General features: G+C 50.0%; 14 protein-coding genes. 12 read left to right on the forward strand and 2 right to left on the reverse strand.

Features of this window, described 5'->3' with window-relative positions:
- Positions 1-3: 3 nt before the first annotated feature.
- From QMK20_RS04795 to QMK20_RS04825, 7 genes are all read left to right on the forward strand, one after another.
- Entirely contained in the window at positions 4-1,440 is a 1,437-nt protein-coding gene (locus QMK20_RS04795) for an aldehyde dehydrogenase family protein (protein ID WP_283654811.1), read from the forward strand.
- Positions 1,433-1,744: a (2Fe-2S)-binding protein gene (locus QMK20_RS04800; RefSeq protein WP_283654812.1), complete on the forward strand. Its 312-nt coding sequence runs from the start codon at positions 1,433-1,435 to the stop codon at positions 1,742-1,744. Before QMK20_RS04795 ends, QMK20_RS04800 begins: the two co-directional genes overlap by 8 nt.
- A complete protein-coding gene (locus tag QMK20_RS04805) occupies positions 1,741-2,076 on the forward strand; it encodes a (2Fe-2S)-binding protein (protein WP_283654813.1) in 336 nt (111 codons plus the stop codon). The genes QMK20_RS04800 and QMK20_RS04805 overlap by 4 nt, the downstream gene beginning before the upstream one ends.
- A complete protein-coding gene (locus QMK20_RS04810; RefSeq protein WP_283654814.1) occupies positions 2,073-3,296 on the forward strand; it encodes an NAD(P)/FAD-dependent oxidoreductase in 1,224 nt (407 codons plus the stop codon). The genes QMK20_RS04805 and QMK20_RS04810 overlap by 4 nt, the downstream gene beginning before the upstream one ends.
- A gap of 67 nt (positions 3,297-3,363) precedes the next feature.
- On the forward strand, positions 3,364-5,688 hold the full coding sequence (locus QMK20_RS04815) for a glycoside hydrolase family 127 protein (RefSeq protein WP_283654815.1): 2,325 nt from the start codon (positions 3,364-3,366) through the stop codon (positions 5,686-5,688).
- Positions 5,689-6,124: 436 nt separating this feature from the next.
- Positions 6,125-7,069, forward strand: coding sequence for a copper amine oxidase N-terminal domain-containing protein (locus QMK20_RS04820; RefSeq protein ID WP_283654816.1), 945 nt, complete (start codon positions 6,125-6,127; stop codon positions 7,067-7,069).
- A gap of 4 nt (positions 7,070-7,073) precedes the next feature.
- On the forward strand, positions 7,074-10,292 hold the full coding sequence (locus tag QMK20_RS04825; RefSeq protein WP_283654817.1) for a DUF5704 domain-containing protein: 3,219 nt from the start codon (positions 7,074-7,076) through the stop codon (positions 10,290-10,292).
- A gap of 69 nt (positions 10,293-10,361) precedes the next feature.
- Here the strand turns inward: QMK20_RS04825 and QMK20_RS04830 are convergent, their stop codons facing one another.
- On the reverse strand, positions 10,362-11,315 hold the full coding sequence (locus tag QMK20_RS04830; RefSeq protein ID WP_283654818.1) for a sugar-binding transcriptional regulator: 954 nt from the start codon (positions 11,313-11,315) through the stop codon (positions 10,362-10,364).
- Between the two features lie 242 nt (positions 11,316-11,557).
- Here QMK20_RS04830 and QMK20_RS04835 point away from each other — a divergent pair, with 242 nt between their 5' ends.
- The 5 genes from QMK20_RS04835 to QMK20_RS04855 all read left to right on the forward strand — a co-directional run bounded on the left by QMK20_RS04835 (position 11,558) and on the right by QMK20_RS04855 (position 17,107).
- Positions 11,558-12,292 carry an MBL fold metallo-hydrolase gene (locus QMK20_RS04835; RefSeq protein ID WP_283654819.1) on the forward strand — a complete coding sequence of 245 codons (735 nt, stop codon included), beginning with the start codon at positions 11,558-11,560 and terminating at the stop codon, positions 12,290-12,292.
- Between the two features lie 24 nt (positions 12,293-12,316).
- Positions 12,317-13,183, forward strand: a complete 867-nt coding sequence (locus tag QMK20_RS04840) for a Cof-type HAD-IIB family hydrolase (protein ID WP_283654820.1) — start codon at positions 12,317-12,319, stop codon at positions 13,181-13,183.
- A 58-nt stretch (positions 13,184-13,241) separates the two neighbouring features.
- Positions 13,242-14,288, forward strand: coding sequence for an ABC transporter substrate-binding protein (locus QMK20_RS04845; RefSeq protein ID WP_283654821.1), 1,047 nt, complete (start codon positions 13,242-13,244; stop codon positions 14,286-14,288).
- 114 nt (positions 14,289-14,402) lie between these two features.
- Positions 14,403-16,061 (forward strand): ABC transporter permease, encoded by a 1,659-nt coding sequence (locus QMK20_RS04850; RefSeq protein WP_283654822.1) that lies wholly within the window; start codon positions 14,403-14,405, stop codon positions 16,059-16,061.
- Positions 16,058-17,107, forward strand: coding sequence for an ABC transporter ATP-binding protein (locus QMK20_RS04855; RefSeq protein WP_283654823.1), 1,050 nt, complete (start codon positions 16,058-16,060; stop codon positions 17,105-17,107). Before QMK20_RS04850 ends, QMK20_RS04855 begins: the two co-directional genes overlap by 4 nt.
- Positions 17,108-17,269: 162 nt before the next feature.
- On the opposite strand, the gene QMK20_RS04860 is transcribed toward QMK20_RS04855, so the two are convergent.
- Complete coding sequence (locus tag QMK20_RS04860) at positions 17,270-17,821, reverse strand: AraC family ligand binding domain-containing protein (protein ID WP_283654824.1); 552 nt, start codon at positions 17,819-17,821, stop codon at positions 17,270-17,272.
- Positions 17,822-17,973: the final 152 nt, after the last annotated feature.

Here is a 17,973-nt window from a genome sequence, read left to right on the forward strand (position 1 = left end):
ACGATGGAGAGCCGAAATTGGATCGGCGGTGAGTGGCTGAGTCCTTCAGGCGAAGAAATGGTCGTTCGCAATCCTTCCGTGCTGAAAGAGGAGGTGGGTGTCGTCCATTTTTCAGATACAGGCGATATTACACAGGCTGGGGAGGCTGCACGGCTTGCACAGACGGGATGGTCGGCATTAAGTCCGGCAGCGCGGGGAGCTTATTTATTCAAAGCAGCCGGGTTGCTGGAAGCGAGTCTGCCCGAATTGGCTGAGCTGGCCAGCCGTGAAATGGGAAAGCCGATTACCGAGATGCGCGGAGAGGTCATGCGAGGCGTCCATCTGCTCCGATACTATGCGGCAGAGGGCGTACGTTCCATCGGTACGGTTATTCCTTCGAATGAGCCGGGAGTGCTCCAGTACACGAAGCGCATTCCGCTGGGCGTAACGGCTGTCATTACGCCGTGGAATTTTCCGGTTGCCATTCCGCTCTGGAAAATCGCTCCTGCACTCTTGTGTGGAAACACGGTCATCTGGAAGCCTGCCGAACATGCGTCATTAACTGCAGTACGGGTCACGGAGCTGTTCGAAGCTGTACAGCTTCCACCTGGTGTACTGAACCTTGTCGTCGGGCAGGGCAGCCGCATAGGTGATGTCCTGCTGGAGCATCCGGCATTGGATGCAGTCAGCTTCACGGGTTCTACTGCTACAGGTTTGGGTATTGCCGAGCGATGCGCGCGTCGTAACATCAAGTACCAGACCGAGATGGGCGGTAAAAATGCCGCTATTGTGCTAAAGGATGCAGATATAGCGAAGGCGGTGGCGATGATTGCCAGCGGAGCTTTCCGATCAGCCGGGCAAAAATGTACGGCAACCAGCCGGGTGATCGTGGAACGGTCTGTCTATGAAACGTTTACGGAAGCATTGCGCCAAGCGGTGGAAAAAATTCAGATAGCCCCGGCGTTGGACCCCGGCGCGTATCTCGGACCTGTGGCATCCGCAGGTCAGTACGAGAAGGTCATGTCCTATGTCGCGCTGGCCCATCGGGAAGCAGATATTTTAGCTGAGGGCGGAGCCGCTGCCGGGACAGATAACGGGTATTATGTGCGTCCGCTGGTGGCGACCGGGATGAATTCATCACATCCGCTGATTCAGGAGGAGATTTTCGGACCCGTGATCGGTGTCGTGCAGGCGGACGACTTCGATGATGCGATTCGGCTGTGCAATGATTCCATTTACGGGTTGAGCGCCTCGCTATTCACCCACGATTTGCGGCTCGCCCATCGGTTTCTGGATGAAGCGGACGCCGGAATGGTACGGGTTAATCAGGAAACGGCTGGTGTCGAATATCAGGCCCCGTTCGGCGGTTTGAAGCGATCCAGCTCACATACCCGGGAACAGGGGCAGGCGGCGCTGGATTTTTATTCAGCCATTAAAACCTGCGCGATCAGCTATGAATAAGCGGGCGGCGGGGCAGAGCGAGACGGTTGGGGCGTCAGGTCATTTGCTCGTATGTCGCTGCGAAGAAGTGAGTATGGCGCAGTTGGAGCAGGCCTGCCGCATGGGAGTGGATACGGTGCGCCAGCTTAAAATGGCTACGCGAGTCACGATGGGGGCGTGTCAGGGCAGGGTATGCCGACAATTGGTGGAGTCGTGGTTTTCCAGTCAGTATCCCGCTGCCCGCCGGGAGGCGGAGCTGTTATCACAAAGGCCCCCGGTGCGTCCCGTAACGTTCGGTCAGTTGGCAGAGGGAGGTTCCCTATGAATCGTGCGCGTATTGTGAATCATCCTATTCTGGGGACGAAGCCGGAGCGGCGACAGGTGCCTTTCGTTTTCGACGGCCGCCCCATGCAGGGCTTGGCCGGAGAGCCACTCGCGGCTGCGCTGCTGGCAAGCGGTGTACGTTTGCTGAGAAGGCATGAGGAATCCGGCACAGCCAGAGGTATATATTGCGCCATTGGGCACTGTAACGAATGCCGCCTGACGGTTCATCCGCTCGGTACCGTCCGTTCCTGTCTGACCAAGCTGGAGGAAGGTATGGTGGTGGAAACCGGGCGTCAGCTTTCCAATGAAATCACAGGGAGAATTGTGACATGAATAAAATGGCGCATCTCATCGTCATTGGCGCGGGACCCGCCGGATTGTCCGCAGCGGCATCGGCCGCTGAGCAAGGGTTGCCCGTCACTGTGCTGGATGAATTTACGGAGCCGGGTGGACGTATGCCCGGACAGTATCATGAGGAAGGCAGCAAAGGCTGGTGGGTCGGAAAACACGTATCGGATGAGCTGATTACCCGTTGCGTGGAGCTTGGGGTGGACATCCGCTGCGGCGTATCTGTGCATGGCATGGAGTATACCAAAACGTGGGAAATTTCCACCTCCCGTGGATTGTTCACTGCCGATTATGTATTGCTGGCGACCGGGGCTGCCGAAATTCCCGTTCCGCTAGACGGCTGGACGCTGCCGGGCGTAATGTCCATCGGGGCCGCGCAGGTGATGACCAACGTTCATTACGTCAAGCCGGGAGAACGTGGCATCATTGTAGGCATGAACGTACTGTCCATGGCAATTGCCCGAGAGCTGTCCGTCGCCGGGGTGAAGGTGGCGGCGATTACACTGCCGTGCGCCAATCCGCTGGCTGGTACGGCGGCAGATCCGACAGCCTCCGCCAAGCTGCTGCTACAGCTGTCGGGGTTGGCTCCCGCCGCCTGGATGCGTGCAGGCGGCAGGCTGGCAGCAGCGATGCGGATGGAGGGTCTCATCGCGCGCTGCTATCCCCACAGAGGTTTCCGTCTGTGGGATATCCCGATCCGTTTGCGGACGGCAGTGCTGTCCGTCAACGGGCAGGACCGGGTCGAATCTGTGACCCTGGTCCACGTTAAACCGGACGGCTCGCCTATTCCCGGCAGCGAGCGCGTCGAACCCGCCGACTTCGTGGCACTGAGCGGCGGATTGTATCCGCTCGCCGAGCTGGCGGCAGTAGCCGGGTGCAAATTCGTGTACAGCCCCGAGCTGGGCGGGCATGTTCCACTGCATGGTGAGCGAATGGAAACCTCGCTCAAGGGGCTGTATGTTGCCGGAAATATTACCGGCATCGAAAGCGGGCTGGTCGCCATGGCCCAAGGGCGATTAGCCGCCGCCTCCATGATTCAAGCCGCTGGCCTCAGCGGAGCCGACGGGGAACAGCGGGTACAGGAGGCGATCCGTGAGGTTCATTTTACAAGGAAAAACGCGCTGATCCAGTTTCATCCCGGCATTACAGAGGCGAGAACGCAGCTGTACCAGCAGTGGGGGCAAACCACTGGCAGCGGCGTGTAATGGCTGGTTGTACTGGATATGCGCTTTCTTTTTACATCCTAAATTCGCCTTAAAGGAGGAACGGAAGATGACACTCCAAGCAAAAGCCCATATGAAAGCAAGACCGTTCGCACTGAACGAGGTGGTGTTGGCTGAAGGTCCCTTCAAGCAGGCGATGGAGCTGAACCGATCCTATCTGTTGGAGCTTCAACCCGACCGTCTGCTGGCGCGTTTTCGGGAATATGCCGGACTTGCGCCCAAAGCGCCTCAATATGAAGGCTGGGAAGCCATGTCTATTTCCGGTCATACACTGGGACACTATTTGTCCGCTTGCTCCATGATGTATGCTTCGACGGGCGACGACCGTTTTAAAGAAATTGTACATTACATTACGGATGAGCTGGACGTTTGTCAAGAAGCGCATGGTGACGGGTATGTTTCCGGCATTCCGGGGGGAAAAGAACTTTTTGAAGAGGTGTCTGCCGGAAATATTCGTTCGAAGGGCTTTGACCTGAATGGTGCCTGGGCTCCCCTGTATACATTGCACAAGTTGTTCGCCGGTCTGCGTGATGCGTACCATTTAACAGGCTGTGACAAGGCATTGGCAGTAGAGTGCAAGCTGGCGGACTGGCTCGGGGGTATTTTGAAGCCGATGAGTGATGAACAGATGCAGCAGATGATGTTTTGTGAATATGGAGGCATGAATGAAGTATTAGCAGATTTGTACGCGGATACTGGAGAAGAGAGCTACTTGCGGCTGGCTGAGTGCTTCTGGCACAAGCTGGTGCTGGACCCGCTTAGCTCACAGGAGGATTGTTTACAGGGGATTCACGCCAACACGCAAATTCCGAAGCTGATCGGGCTTGCCAAGGAATATGAGCTGACGAATGATACGAAGCGCCGGGCGACGGTGGAGTTTTTTTGGGATCGGGTGGTGGATCATCATTCGTATGTCATTGGCGGCAATAGCTTTGGAGAATATTTTGGAGCGCCGGGTGGTTTAAATGATCGCATCGGGCCGCATACGACGGAGACGTGCAACACCTATAATATGCTCAAGCTGACCAACCATCTGTTTCAGTGGAATGTATCCGCTAAGGAGGCAGATTTTTATGAGCGGGGTTTGTTTAATCATATTTTGGCCTCTCAGGACCCGGTTCAGGGGGGTGTAACGTATTTTCTGTCGCTGGCGATGGGTGGACACAAGCATTTTGAAAGCAAGTTTGATGATTTTACATGCTGCGTTGGGACAGGGATGGAAAACCATGCGAGCTACGGCAGCGGCATTTATTTTCACGATCACGATAAGCTGTATGTCAATCAGTTCATTGCTTCCACGCTGGAATGGAAGGATACAGGCGTTACGCTAAAACAAAGCACGTCCTATCCAGATACCGATCATACGACGCTGGAAATTCAATGTGATCAACCTGCCAAATTTATGCTGCTCGTCCGCTATCCTTATTGGGCTGAAAAAGGGATCACCATCCGCGTAAATGGCAAGGAACAAGCGGTCGTATCGGAACCGGGCAGCTTCGTCACTATCGCCAGAACGTGGATTGACGGCGATGTTGTAGAGGTGACGATTCCGATGTCGCTGAGACTGGAGCAGATGCCGGATAACCCTGACCGGGCGGCTGTCATGTATGGACCGCTGGTACTGGCAGGGGACCTCGGTCCCATAGCTGATCCCAAGGCCAGGGATTTCCTGTACACACCCGTATTCATTCCCGAAACGGATAAGCTGGATGCCTGGATCCAACCCGTGGAGGGCAAAACGAACACATTTCGCACTTTGGATGCAGGCCACCCCCGGGATGTGGAATTGTCTCCTTTGTATAAAATACATGACCGCACCTATTCCGTATATTGGGACATCTTTACACCGGAAGCGTGGCAGGAGGCAGAAAAGGAATACACAGCGGCACGTGAAAAGCTGGCTGTTCTAGAGCAGTGCACGATTGACTTCGCCCAACCCGGAGAAATGCAGCCGGAGCGGGATCATAACTTTCAGGGAGATGCTTCGACTCGCACCGGATATGTAAACAACCGACCTTACCGAAATGCGGGCATTGACGGCTGGTTTTCTTTTGATCTGAATACAGATCCGGCTGCTCTGATGCTGTTGGTCATCACCTATACAGCTACGCTGGAAATGCCAAACTGCGGTTTTGATATTTTGATTAACAGTCATCCGCTTGAGCATTTTAGTGAAGGCTTTGATGAGGCCGACAAGTTTTACAACGTAAATGCCGCCATTCCGGCAGCATATCTGGAGGGCAAGGATAAAGCGACAGTAACCTTCAAAGCCAAGCCGGGACAGCGTATTCGCAGATTGTTTGGCCTGAGAATGGTTAATAAAGATGTGTATGAGCAGCTATATCAAGCAGGTAGTTCAGGTGTGCATGAATGATATTTGAGATGTTTTGTGAGAAAAAGTAACGTTTGATTTTTAGTCGATTATGATTTATGATGAAAGAAATATTGGATGATGCTGGAACAATCATTATGATTTGAACTGATATATTCATCGTTTTTTGCGCGTGAAGCACACGGGCTGTTTCTTCCTTACAGGGGAGAGGCAGCCCTTTTTTGTTGAGATTTTTGGGAAATGTAACTACTTGAAGGAGTTAGTCTTCTGATATTAGGGGAATAAAACTTTGGTCAATGTAGTCTGGCTTTTTTAGAAGGCTTTATATTAGAAGTTTTTCTTATAGATTTTGTGATAGGGAAACCATATAATATATAAGTTGTATCCAGTATTTTCCGAAAGTGGGGATGCGATAAATTCGTGGTCTTTGGGCTGATATACATAGTTCATAGTTTAAGCAGACAAAGGGGATAGAGAGATGAGTATGAAAAAATGGGTGTTGAGTTTGACCACAGTCACGTTGCTTTGGGGAGCAACAAGTACAATTCCAACGACGGAAGCAGCAAGCAGTTCCAAACCGATTGAAGTCTTATTGAATGCGAAAAAAATACAGTTCCCGGATGCTAAGCCTTTTCAGGATGAGAACGATTATGTGATGGTTCCGATTCGTTTTGTATCCGAAGCGCTGGGGGCTAAGGTAGGCTGGGAGAAAAATGGTGGCCAATTAGCCGTGTCGATTAATAATGATGCGCATGCGGTCAACATGACGGTTGGACAGAATACGGCTACTGTGGACGGACAGACGAAAACATTTGAGACGAAGATTATTTTGAAGCAGAACCGTACTTTTGTACCGCTGCGGCTAGTAAGTGAAGGCTTGGGTCAGACGGTAGAGTGGGATAAGGTCAGCCGCTGGGTGTGGATTGGGAAGAAGGAAATTGCTGCGCTGGAGGATACGGGGCATCAGGCGATGAGCATTGAACCGTATAAGAAGGCGATTGGCACCATACCCGCTCTTTTGAACGATGATCTTGGTAAGCCATATGACAAAGTATTGATTTTTAAGCAATCTGACTTGCCTATCAAGCTGCTTCGGGATATTTATTCTGTTGAGCCATACACAACTTCTGATGGTGTGCCTTACTTGAGAATGAGAGTAAAAACCAAGTCCACAGCAGGTGGAGTTTTCTACATGACTAAGAATAAGGATACACGTCTTCGTTCTCCGTTGCGAGAAATGACTCAAGACAATGGAGACGGAACAAAGATGATCTATTACCCAATTTATTCATCTGCTGACGAGCTTTATTTGGGCACTAAAAATTATAAATCTTTTAAGCTACAAGACATTGAGTACATTGGATTCCGCCTGCAAGGTGATGGCTACATTCCCTTGATGGTTAACCCGTGGAAGAGCAATTAAGCACATGAAGAACACAAAACGCATTCTGGCCGTATTGCTGGTGGGGGTACTTCTATTCTTGCAGCTCCCACCTTTTTCATTTCCCACAAACAAGGCGGCAGCCGATACAGAAATCACACCGCTTTCCTACTATGCTGATAAGAACGATCGTTACTTTGTCGGCATGATGTACTTCGACATGTGGAAGAACACCGCCGGGGTTTGGGTCACAGATGGCGGAAAACAACCTGAAAAGAACATGCAAGGTGAAGCGACATTCATCTACAAATTTAATTTCCCAGGCCGCAAGATCAAGAATGTAACGGCTCGCCTGTACACGGCTAGTGACAATAGGGAGTATTTCACAAAATCACGGTCTGACCTTTATCAAGACTATTCTGATCACATAAGTAAAGGCACAAAAGATGATCCGGATATCCGTCCCTTCCAGAAGCAAGGGATTGGTACGGATACCACCATTATTCCGATTACGGTAAGTATAAGGCTGAATGCGCAAGTTCAAGCTGAAAACATCAAGGCTCAGAGCTGCCCCACCTGTGCCAAAGAGGTCGAAGCCTGGCGAATCTACCAGCCGATCTTGTTCAAAATCGAACTGGACAGCGGTCTAATCGTCAAGCATTTTACTACTGATGAAAAATCTCTTAACAACGTATTTACACCAATAGAAGATGAGCTGAAACCTGATCAATCGTATGATTTCACCCCACCAACCGATCCCAGATATGAGTATGTTGGCTACAAAAAAAGCACTACGGGTAAACCGCCCATCGGAGACATTTTGCCGGGAAATGTACCCGGATTTACCTATAACGGCTCTTTCAAGCAGTTTACAGCTTACTTATATTATAAGGAGATAGAGACGATAGAGCAGCCCCCAACAGGAGTCACCTGCACTCGACCTACGCCTAGCGGTAGCCAGTCGGATAAATACCTCGACCCAATGGCTTCAGGTGTTATTAAAGCCGATCAGCGAGGCGCGTCACGGTTTGATGTAGCCAAGGGTATTCCAACCTCCGAAAGCCTGTACGGAAACGTGCTGGCCCGTAATTATCTGTTCCAGAATACCTTTCAGCAGCTCAAGGGCGAATGTACCTACAACGTCAAGCTGAAGCGCACTTATGATCTGGAATGGGAAGATATCAACGACACCAGGCATATGAAGGTCGTGGAGTATTACAAATACGAAATTGTAAAACCGTACTCTTACTGGACGATCGGCAACCTCGAAGTGTACGGCATCAAGAACGCGCAGCTCCGCAACTATGCTCTGCCGGGAGGAAGCATTACGATTCCACCGCGTAACTATACGCCGCCAGCGCTGGAATCTGCGACCAATGGGAACTACTATCCGGCCCCTTCGCCGGGGATTATCGACGGCGGTTCACTTTATATTTATGGCGGCAAGAGTATGCCGAAGGTGCCCAATGAACAAAGGTCACTGGAGCCTGTGGCCCAGAAGGCTACACCAGACGTAGAGGTGGAGAACGATACCGTGAAATTCAACGGTCAAACGATCATGGACCACCAGCGTGTCAAGGAAAAGGGCCCTACTCCTGGCAAAATCCCTGAACCCGTAAAAATCGGGCCGGATACCCTGTACAGCCCGGGCCATGTGATTGAAAAGCACAAGACAAATAAGCCCAATACGCCTAGTAGCGGTGATATCACCTATACCATTCTCAAAGGAAATATCAATGGCGGTGCAGATAAGATTTTGCCGATCCAAGGGATCAATACCGTGACCGTCCATACGCCCGTGGTGAATCTTTCAAGTGTGTCAGACGATACGGCCCACAACCAGAAAACCCAACCGACGAAAGGTCGATCGGCGCTCATTCTGGAACGTCCTTTCCGCGTGACGATTTCAACGGCGGGCCCGCATCTGAATATTCCCGGCTATGGTGATCGGGAGTATGCCAAATATGTGCGAACCAAGCAGGTGCGATTTCCGTTCGATGTGTACGACAAGGGGAAAACTCAGTTCTATCCGCGTGGAACCTGGATCGACATTCCGGTAAGGCAACTGGACACAGACTTCTATTTGCCCGTATGGGTGGATGAAGGGAATTATGCCGTCGAGTTTCGAACTATTGCGGAAAACGCACCGGACGGGTTCACCGAACAGCGCCATGCGAATACGGACCTTGCCCATCATGTTGCGAATGATGGGGTAGAGATCGAGGTCATCGGACGGATGTATGATTTTCATATCACGGATATTGCCGACTACCATTGGGAGCGGGTTTTCCGACAGCACAAAGGAAGCCCGGTGCATAGTGGTCTGTCCTATTGGACGGGACTAGGGAACATCGACGGACTGCCAAGGGGGAATCAGGAGCCGTTTACCTTGCCTGTCCGCCCTGGCAGTCATCCGCATGAAGGCTACCAAAATGTGGCGATCAAGACAGGCTACCACTTCAAGTTTGACCTCAAAACGAAAGGGAATATGTTCAGCGCCAAGGATGGTATCCGCATCACGCCATCATTCTATTGGGTGAGCAAAGATGGTCGTCAGCGAGAAGAGGTGGAGCTGTATACACATGCGGGAAGCCGCAAGTTCATCCGCTTGGGATCGGCGGAGGATCGGGAGAAGCGATATGTCATTTTGAATGAGCGGCTGCGCAATGTACCGACGGAGGAAATGCAGGATACAGCAGCCTACCAATACAAGCATGAGCTGAGTGAAGCACAGCGGAGCCAGTCGACGCTGGAACGCTATGTTTCCCTCTATGCCCAGCGTATCACGCGCAGCAAGACATGGATCGGCCGCTATGATTGGCTGGTGCTGCCTGCGGCGGTCCGTACCTTGATCGGTCCGAAGATGGACCTGCCGGATGGGGTCGATGTTGACCGTGCCAATGCGTCGATTCAGCGCTGGTACGGCGAATACAGCCTGCCTGCTGATGTGTACGCAGTCCCTAAAGGGGCGGATTTACGTGAAGAAGGCCGTCACAGAGAGCTAAACGAACATGCGAGCATATTCAAGAAAACGGGCTATATCGTGGTTCGATTCAACTTGGAGTCGCTCCGTCAGGGGGATACCGAGCATCCACATTTGCAGTATATTAACGGCCCGTTGCTGAACCAGTGGCAAATGGAAGGCTACCGAAGAGAAGTAAAAGACCCGTACGGGCAACCCTTTCATTTGCAGGATGGGGATGTGGTGTTTTATCATGCGGATCAATCGAGCCGGGATGATTTCAGCTCCTTCGTTCCACATTAGAACTGGGGAATACAGTTGATTGGTTCTTTGCGAAAAACGGACAATGGAAATCATTCCACTGTCCGTTTTTTACATCCTTTTTTGAGCTTGCACGATGATTTTCGCGCTTGCTTCATCTGTAATGAGCATATTGATGAATCGACCTCTTAAAGCAGCCAGGATGCAATCAATTTTGTGCAGGCCAAAGGCCATACCCACGACGGTTTTTGTCTTTTTCAATTGATCCAGTCCCAACCCGATGACTTTATTATTAATTGGATGCTCATTGACCTTACCATCCCGGTTAATGAACCGGGAATTGATATCGGCGACAATGTGCATCGCTTTCAATTCGGTGAGTACCTGCTCATTTAAATAACCGGATCTTTCCATGGTGGACATGGAGAACGGATTGCCGATGCCAACCAGCGCCAGATCAATTTGTTCTCCTTCCTTCAAAACCTCAGCAATATTGGGAAGTTGAATGATTTGGTTCTTTAATTCTTCCGTTTCTACGACGGCGGGTGCATACAGTGTGTCGCATGTGACCCCGAGCTTTTTAGATAGCTCATAAGCGATCTGATTGGAATGCATCTCATTCCGATGATTGCCTGTTCCGCCAACCAGAGGAATGATTTTGACGTTCTCTTTTTTCTCTATTGGAAACTCTCTGACCATATGATATAACGTATTTCCCCAAGAAACCCCGATGCGATCGCCATTCTTGATCAACTTGAGAACAAATTGGGCTGCGGCCTTCCCGACAGCACTTGAAAGCATCTCTTTATTCAAATCTTTAGTAGGTACGACCAACACTTGCTTTAGCTTAAATAGCTGCTCGATTTCCTTCTCCAATGTGGAGATTTCATGATCGTCATCATGAATGACGATTTCAATAATTCCCTCTTCGCGTGCCCGATGCAGCATCTTGGAAATCATGGGTCTTGATACGCCGATCTTCTCTGCAATTTTTTCCTGCGTCCATGATTCGTAATAGTACATTTTGCAAACCTTCACCAACATTTTGCGTTCTTCTATGTTCACATATAGTCCGCCTTTATCGTAATAATGCCGCACACACCCACTATAAATTGGAATCTGGCAGAGAGTCAAGCGACGTGAAAATACCTTATTTTTGCTTTACTTAGATTTGACATTTGCTTAACACTGCCCAAATAGAGGCTGATTACAATTGTAACTGTTCGTAACATTTGTAACCAAGGATCGGCAACCCCCTAAATAAACATTGCGGAAAGCTGAAACAAGAACTGGGTCGAGGTGCACACATGAATGTGAAAATACTAGGCTACTGGGGGGGATATCCCACGGCTGGTGGGGCAACGGCAGGTTATCTGGTAACCACGGCAGAAGGGCAAATTTTGCTCGATTGCGGTAGCGGAGTGATGAGCCGTTTTTCTTTTGAGACGAGAGTGGAGGAATTATCGGGGGTTATTTTGTCTCATTTGCACCATGATCACATGGCGGATATGGGGATTCTCCAATATGCAGCGGCAGGGGCAATCCGAAATGGACGTATGCCTCACCGGTTGGCTTTGTATGCCCCGGCTGAACCTGCTGACAAGCTGAGCTCCTTGTATGAAACGCATACGGATATCCATGTTATTGATCCGAAAAAGAAGTTGTATATGGCTGGGGCGGAAATAGAGTTTGTACCTGTAGAGCATACGATACCTTGCTATGCGGTCAAGATCACATACCGTGGCAAAGTACTCGTATATTCCGGTGACACATCTTATTGTGATGCTTTAATCCAGCTGGCGAAGGATGCTGACATCTTTTTATGTGAGGCCACCATCTGTAAAGGCAGTGTACACACTACGGGGGCGGGCCACATGGATGCGATTCAGGCTGGAATGATTGCCGGGCAGGCCAATGTCAAAAAACTCGTCCTGGTGCATCTGCCGGGTGACGGTAACCTGGAGCTGATGCGACAGGAAGCGAGCCAAGCCTTTGGTGGCCCTGTCGATTTACCTGAACCCTCCCGTCTGTATTGGGTCTAATTGTGAAAATGGAGGAACGGCTACATGTATAAACTTCTCGCCCTTGACATGGACGGAACCTTGCTCAATCCAGACAAGATGATTACGACGGAAACAAGGCATTCCATACAAGCACTCATGCAGGCTGGTGTAAAAGTAACTATCGCATCCGGACGATTTCCGGCATCCGTATGGCTGCATGCAAGAGCAGCAGGGATGAATTTCCCGCTGATTGCCCTGAACGGCGCGGTTACGCTGGACGCTGAAACCGGAAATATTTTTGCTGGAAGTCCTTTGCATAGAGCAGATGCATTCCAACTGGTGCAGGCTGTACATGGGGCCGGGGCGTACGTACATTTTTACGGCTACAATAAACTTTTTGTTCAGGAGCTTAACGATATGAATACCCGCTGGCCTCTCGCCAACGTGGTAGTTCAGCCGGATAAAGCTTTAACTAAGGAAAATTACAAGGATCAAACTGCACTAATTCGGGTAGAGCCGATTGAAAAGAGCATGCAATATTTCATTGAATCCACAGACGAGCCTTTGTACAAGGCTGCTGTCATATGTGATGACAGGGATGTGCTGAAACGGCTATATGTTGAATTGCATAGTTGGGGTGTATTCCAGCTGACACGAACCGGCAGTCGTCGATTTGATGTGAATGCAGCGGGAATCAGCAAGCGAGTTGCACTGGAACAGCTGTGCAGGGAGCAGGACATTGTTCCTTCCGAGGTGGCAGCAGCAGGTGATTATGATAATGATATCGAGATGCTGCGTTGGGCAGGACTTGGTATCGCTATGGGCAACGCTAACGAGCAGGTGAAGGCGATTGCCAGGGTTGTGACAGGCAGCAACAGCGAAGATGGAGTGGCTGAGGCGATTCACCGTTACTTGCTCAACAGATCATAATTATAAGTTCATCACGACATTAACGATCAGATTTTATACACAAAGGGAGCGATCATCTGTGATTAATATTAAAAAAAGCTTGGTATGGCCCGCTTTGGCGGCACTGCTCGTATTTAGTGGATGCTCGGCACAGGGACAACAGACGTCTACAGAGGGCAGCGGTGAGAGCACAGCAACGTCGACGGGGATTTCAGGCAGTCTTTCCTTCTACACCTCACAGCCGGAAGAGGATGCAACCAAGCTGACAGCAGCATTCAATCAGAAGTATCCAGATGTTAAAGTGAACATTTTCCGTTCTGGAACAGAGGAGGTCACTAGCAAAATTCAGGCTGAACGCCAAGCGGGTCAGACTCAGGCAGATATATTGCTGCTCGCTGATGCTGTAACCTTTGAAAGTCTCAAAAAGGAGAACCTTTTGCAAGCCTACAAATCACCTGAACTGGCGAACATTCCTACAGAGCTTGCAGACCCTGATGGTATGTATACCGGGACCAAAGTCTTGGCAACTGTGCTGGCAAGCAATACCCAAAAGGTAACCGCAGCTCCAACCTCTTGGAAGATACTTACATCTGCGGATAGCAAGAATGCAAGCATTATGCCAAGTCCGCTCTATTCAGGTGCGGCAGCGTATAATGTGGGCGTATTTAGCCGTACGGAAGGCTTTGGCTGGGATTTTCTCCAGAGTATGAAGGATAACGGTATGTCTGTAATCAAAGGAAACGGGGCTGTCATGAAGGCGGTAGCCAGCGGCGAGAAATCCTACGGAATGGTCGTGGATTATCTGGTTGCACGGGAAAAGGCCAAGGGGTCACCTGTGGAGCTGAGCTATCCGGAAGAGGGTGTGCCAATCATCACAGAGCCGATTGCAATTATGAAAGATGCGCACAATACGGCGGCAGCTCAGGCTTTTGTGGACTTTGTGTTGTCGGAGGATGGGCAGAAGCTGGCTGCGGAAATTGGCTATGCGCCTATTCGTAAAGGTGTTGCGGCTCCAGCAGGCTTGAAGGGGATATCGGACTTGAAGGTGCTCTCGTCTGATCTTGTGAAGCTGACGGACGAGCGTGAAGCAGACAAGCAGCAATTTATTAAAGTGTTTGGCCAATAACGCATGGGACGAGTCAAGATAGAAAAAGCAAAACCGTACGAGCAGTCTCAACTGAAATACGGACAAGGGCGACAACCTTTGTCCGTGCTCTCCCGGTTAGTTTGGAAAAAAGGAATGATCACAGGGCTTGGTGCTATAGCGGTATTCCTATTTTTTGTACTTCCGATTCTGAAGCTGATCTTGCTCAGTTTTCAGGGAGAACAGGGTTTGTCGCTTGCGAACTATTCAGGATTGCTGAAACAGGAACGCTTCTGGAACACAGTACGTAGCACAGTAATGATCGTGGCGGGTTCTACTGTATTGTCGCTCGCGCTCGGGGCCATGTCCGCCTGGCTGATCGCTTATACGGATATTCCTCGCAAGAGGCTACTCCATTTGGCAATTTTAATGTGCTTTATTTTACCATCCTACGTACTCACCTTATCATGGTCTTCCTTTATGGGTACGCAAGGCTGGGTAGCCAAGCTATTACAGTGGTTTGATCCTGGATTAACGCCCTGGAGCATGTACAGTATGGGCGGTATTATCTTTGTCATGGGGATTCATCATTTTCCATTAGTGTATATGTTCACGCTGGATGTATTCAGAAAAATTCCCCGCGATCTGGAATGGGCAGCAAGAACGGGGGGAGCTAGTAAAATAGAAACGTTTCGCCGAATTACACTCCCATTGTCTCTGCCTGGATTGACGGCTGGGGGGTTACTGGTATTTCTGGCTTCTATGGACAATTTCGGCATCCCGGCTTTCTTGGGAACACCCGTAAACATATCGGTACTTAGTACATTGATCTACGAGGAGATTATCGGGTTCGGTCCATCGGCCTTTGCGCGTGGAGCTTCACTGTCTGTGTTACTGGGACTCGCGGCGGTGCTGGGGAGCCTGTTGCAATGGCTGCTGCTCCGTAAAAGCCACGCTTCGGACACCATCCAGCCGGATCATACACCTCGATATACGCTGGGTAAATCCAGCAAGGGGGTATCTGTATTAGTATGGGCTTTTCTGCTGCTGGTTACGGTAGTGCCTCTGTCTTCCATGCTGTCGATGTCTTTGAAAAAAGCCTACGGACTCGGTCTGACAGCGTCCAATATGACGTTAGGCAATTATCGCTACATTTTGTTTGAAAATCCGAGAGTTTGGCAAGCGATTCAGAATAGCCTGACGCTATCACTGATTACGATGCTGGTCTGTCTGCTGATCGGTTCCTGCTTCGCTTATATGCGTGTGCGCAAGCCTTCACGCCTGAATAAGATAGCTGAGCTTGCCACTGCCGTTCCATATACGTTGCCAGGCATTGTTTTTGCTTTATCCATGATACTGGTCTGGATGGAACCCGTTCCTGGTTGGAATCCAGGAATTTATGGAACCATGGGTATTCTGTTCATAGCCTATATATGCCGCTTTATGATTTTACAGATTCGCTCCGGTATTACAGCTTTTATGCAGGTGGATGCTTCTATGGAGGAGGCAGCACGCATATCGGGAGCTGGCTTCTGGCGCAAGTGGACGGCGGTTCTTCTTCCGCTGGTGCTGCCGGGGATTTTGACCGGAGGGCTACTGGTATTTCTGACGGCATTGACGGAGCTGACTGTGTCAGCATTACTTTATTCATCCGGTTCACAGACGATAGGAGTCACCATATTCAGTTTTGAGCAGGCCGGGGAGACCCTTTATTCTACTGCATTGTCTAGTCTGATCGTCGTTCTCATCGCGGCCGGGGGAGCCATTGTGCTGCTTGTTCAGAAATGGGCGACACGTAAGGGAGTGCGATCATGAGTATTGAAATAAAACAAATCAGCAAATCCTTTGCCAGCGCTCAGGCGCTTCATGTGATTGATTTAACCATTGAGGATGGCGAGTTTGTGGCGATTTTGGGACCATCCGGGTGCGGGAAAACAACACTTCTGCGTATCCTTGCCGGATTCGAGCAGCCTAGCTCCGGGCACATCAGCATGAATGGTAATATCGTAGCCGGAAATGGTATTCAGTTACCGCCGGAAAAAAGGCGTATCGGCATGGTTTTCCAGTCCTTCGCCTTGTGGCCACATATGAATGTGGCAGAGCATGTTCGTTTTCCAATCCGTACGCACAAAGAAACGCCTGCGCATATTAAGCAACATGAGCAGGAGCGGGTAGAGCAGGTGCTGGAGCTTGCGGGTCTTTCGCATTTGGCCTCCCGTATGCCGCATGAGCTGTCGGGCGGTCAGAAACAGCGGGTGGCGATTGCGCGTGCGATTGCCTCCGAGCCATCGCTGTTGCTGATGGATGAGCCGTTGAGCAGCCTGGATGCTATGCTTCGTATGGATATGCGACGTGAAATACAGGATGTTCACCGCAGAACTGGCTCTGCAATTGTTTATGTAACACATGATCAGGGAGAGGCATTGGCTATGGCGGACCGCATTGTTGTGATGAAGGAAGGACGTATTGAACAAGTAGGTACTCCACAGGATATTTATTTGCGCCCGCAGACCGAATTTGTCGCCAAGTTTGTGTCCAAAGCCAACCTTGTCGAAGGCCAGTGGATCAATAACCGTTTTATACCGGAAGGCAGCGTGAATACAGCATGGTCGGGATTGCCGATTAGCACGTATTTTAAAACACATGGACTGTATCCTGTGCGGCCTGATCAGTTCTCTCTTGCAAGAGAGGGTGAACAGGGAATCCCGGCGGAAATTGCCAATGTACAGTTTCAGGGTAAAGAATTTCATTATAATATTCGTAGCGGTACGCGACATTGGGAGGTCATATCGCCCTTGTCCTTTCAGTTAAATGAGAAGGTATCCTTGAGTCTTGCCTCTGGTGCAGAGCTGGAGGAATGATTTTTTCAAACCTGAGCATTTTGCATGAAGCATTGGGAATCGAATTATGCAAAATGCTAGCCTAAAAAAGCTTACTCGATGAGAGATTCCTTCTATCCATCAGTGAGCTTTTTTTAATATATTTATCTGTAAAATACGATACATTCATAGCGAGCACATACGTCATATTGGTAAACTACGAGCGTGAATAGGCAAACTTTTTGCGGAACAGGGAAGGGGAAATGCCCTCTCTTCTGGAAAAACAGGACGAAAATGCGATGCATGATGAAAACCGATTTCTTCTGAAATGCGGGCAATGGACCATGGGGTTTGCAGCAAAAATTCCATCGGGGTCATACCATATACCTTGAGCATGCTTTTAGTATGTTTTTGAAGTAGATGTGTCTCACTGTCCAGACATTCGTCCATATTCGCACATTCTCTCCAACTGTCGTAGGTCTGAAAATGAATCCAAAAAATTTCCGTATGTACCGGGCAAGAGGCTGCACCATAATGATCGGCATCCGGCCTGAGAGTGAGAGCATCGCCTGCGGTCAGTGTCCATTCCCTGTCGTTTTCACCGATAGACAGATTTCCCTCAACGACGACGATCAGATCAAACGCCCCGATATTACTTCGACTAATATGAGATTCACCAACAGGATAAGTGGCACGACCGCAGTCAACAAAATAAGGGATCGGCGGAGTCACAAAGTGTAATACATGTGAGATCACGCACAGCACCTCCAATTTGGATTGGAAATCCTGTCTTTCATATATAACAAATCTCCTTATTAATAAATTTTTTTACACAAATTGTTTTAATGATGTTAGTTCTATCGTTTAACCGGGTCTTTGCCCAAGCCCTTCGTGCGGTATAATAGACC

This window comes from Paenibacillus sp. RC334, from assembly GCF_030034735.1.
GTDB lineage: Bacteria > Bacillota > Bacilli > Paenibacillales > Paenibacillaceae > Paenibacillus > Paenibacillus terrae_A.

Coding starts and splice junctions, on each gene's coding strand:
- QMK20_RS04795 (WP_283654811.1), top strand. CDS start 4: ATGGAGAGCCGAAATTGGATCGGCGGTGAGTGGCTGAGTCCTTCAGGC.
- QMK20_RS04800 (WP_283654812.1), top strand. CDS start 1,433: ATGAATAAGCGGGCGGCGGGGCAGAGCGAGACGGTTGGGGCGTCAGGT.
- QMK20_RS04805 (WP_283654813.1), top strand. CDS start 1,741: ATGAATCGTGCGCGTATTGTGAATCATCCTATTCTGGGGACGAAGCCG.
- QMK20_RS04810 (WP_283654814.1), top strand. CDS start 2,073: ATGAATAAAATGGCGCATCTCATCGTCATTGGCGCGGGACCCGCCGGA.
- QMK20_RS04815 (WP_283654815.1), top strand. CDS start 3,364: ATGACACTCCAAGCAAAAGCCCATATGAAAGCAAGACCGTTCGCACTG.
- QMK20_RS04820 (WP_283654816.1), top strand. CDS start 6,125: ATGAGTATGAAAAAATGGGTGTTGAGTTTGACCACAGTCACGTTGCTT.
- QMK20_RS04825 (WP_283654817.1), top strand. CDS start 7,074: ATGAAGAACACAAAACGCATTCTGGCCGTATTGCTGGTGGGGGTACTT.
- QMK20_RS04835 (WP_283654819.1), top strand. CDS start 11,558: ATGAATGTGAAAATACTAGGCTACTGGGGGGGATATCCCACGGCTGGT.
- QMK20_RS04840 (WP_283654820.1), top strand. CDS start 12,317: ATGTATAAACTTCTCGCCCTTGACATGGACGGAACCTTGCTCAATCCA.
- QMK20_RS04850 (WP_283654822.1), top strand. CDS start 14,403: ATGATCACAGGGCTTGGTGCTATAGCGGTATTCCTATTTTTTGTACTT.
- QMK20_RS04855 (WP_283654823.1), top strand. CDS start 16,058: ATGAGTATTGAAATAAAACAAATCAGCAAATCCTTTGCCAGCGCTCAG.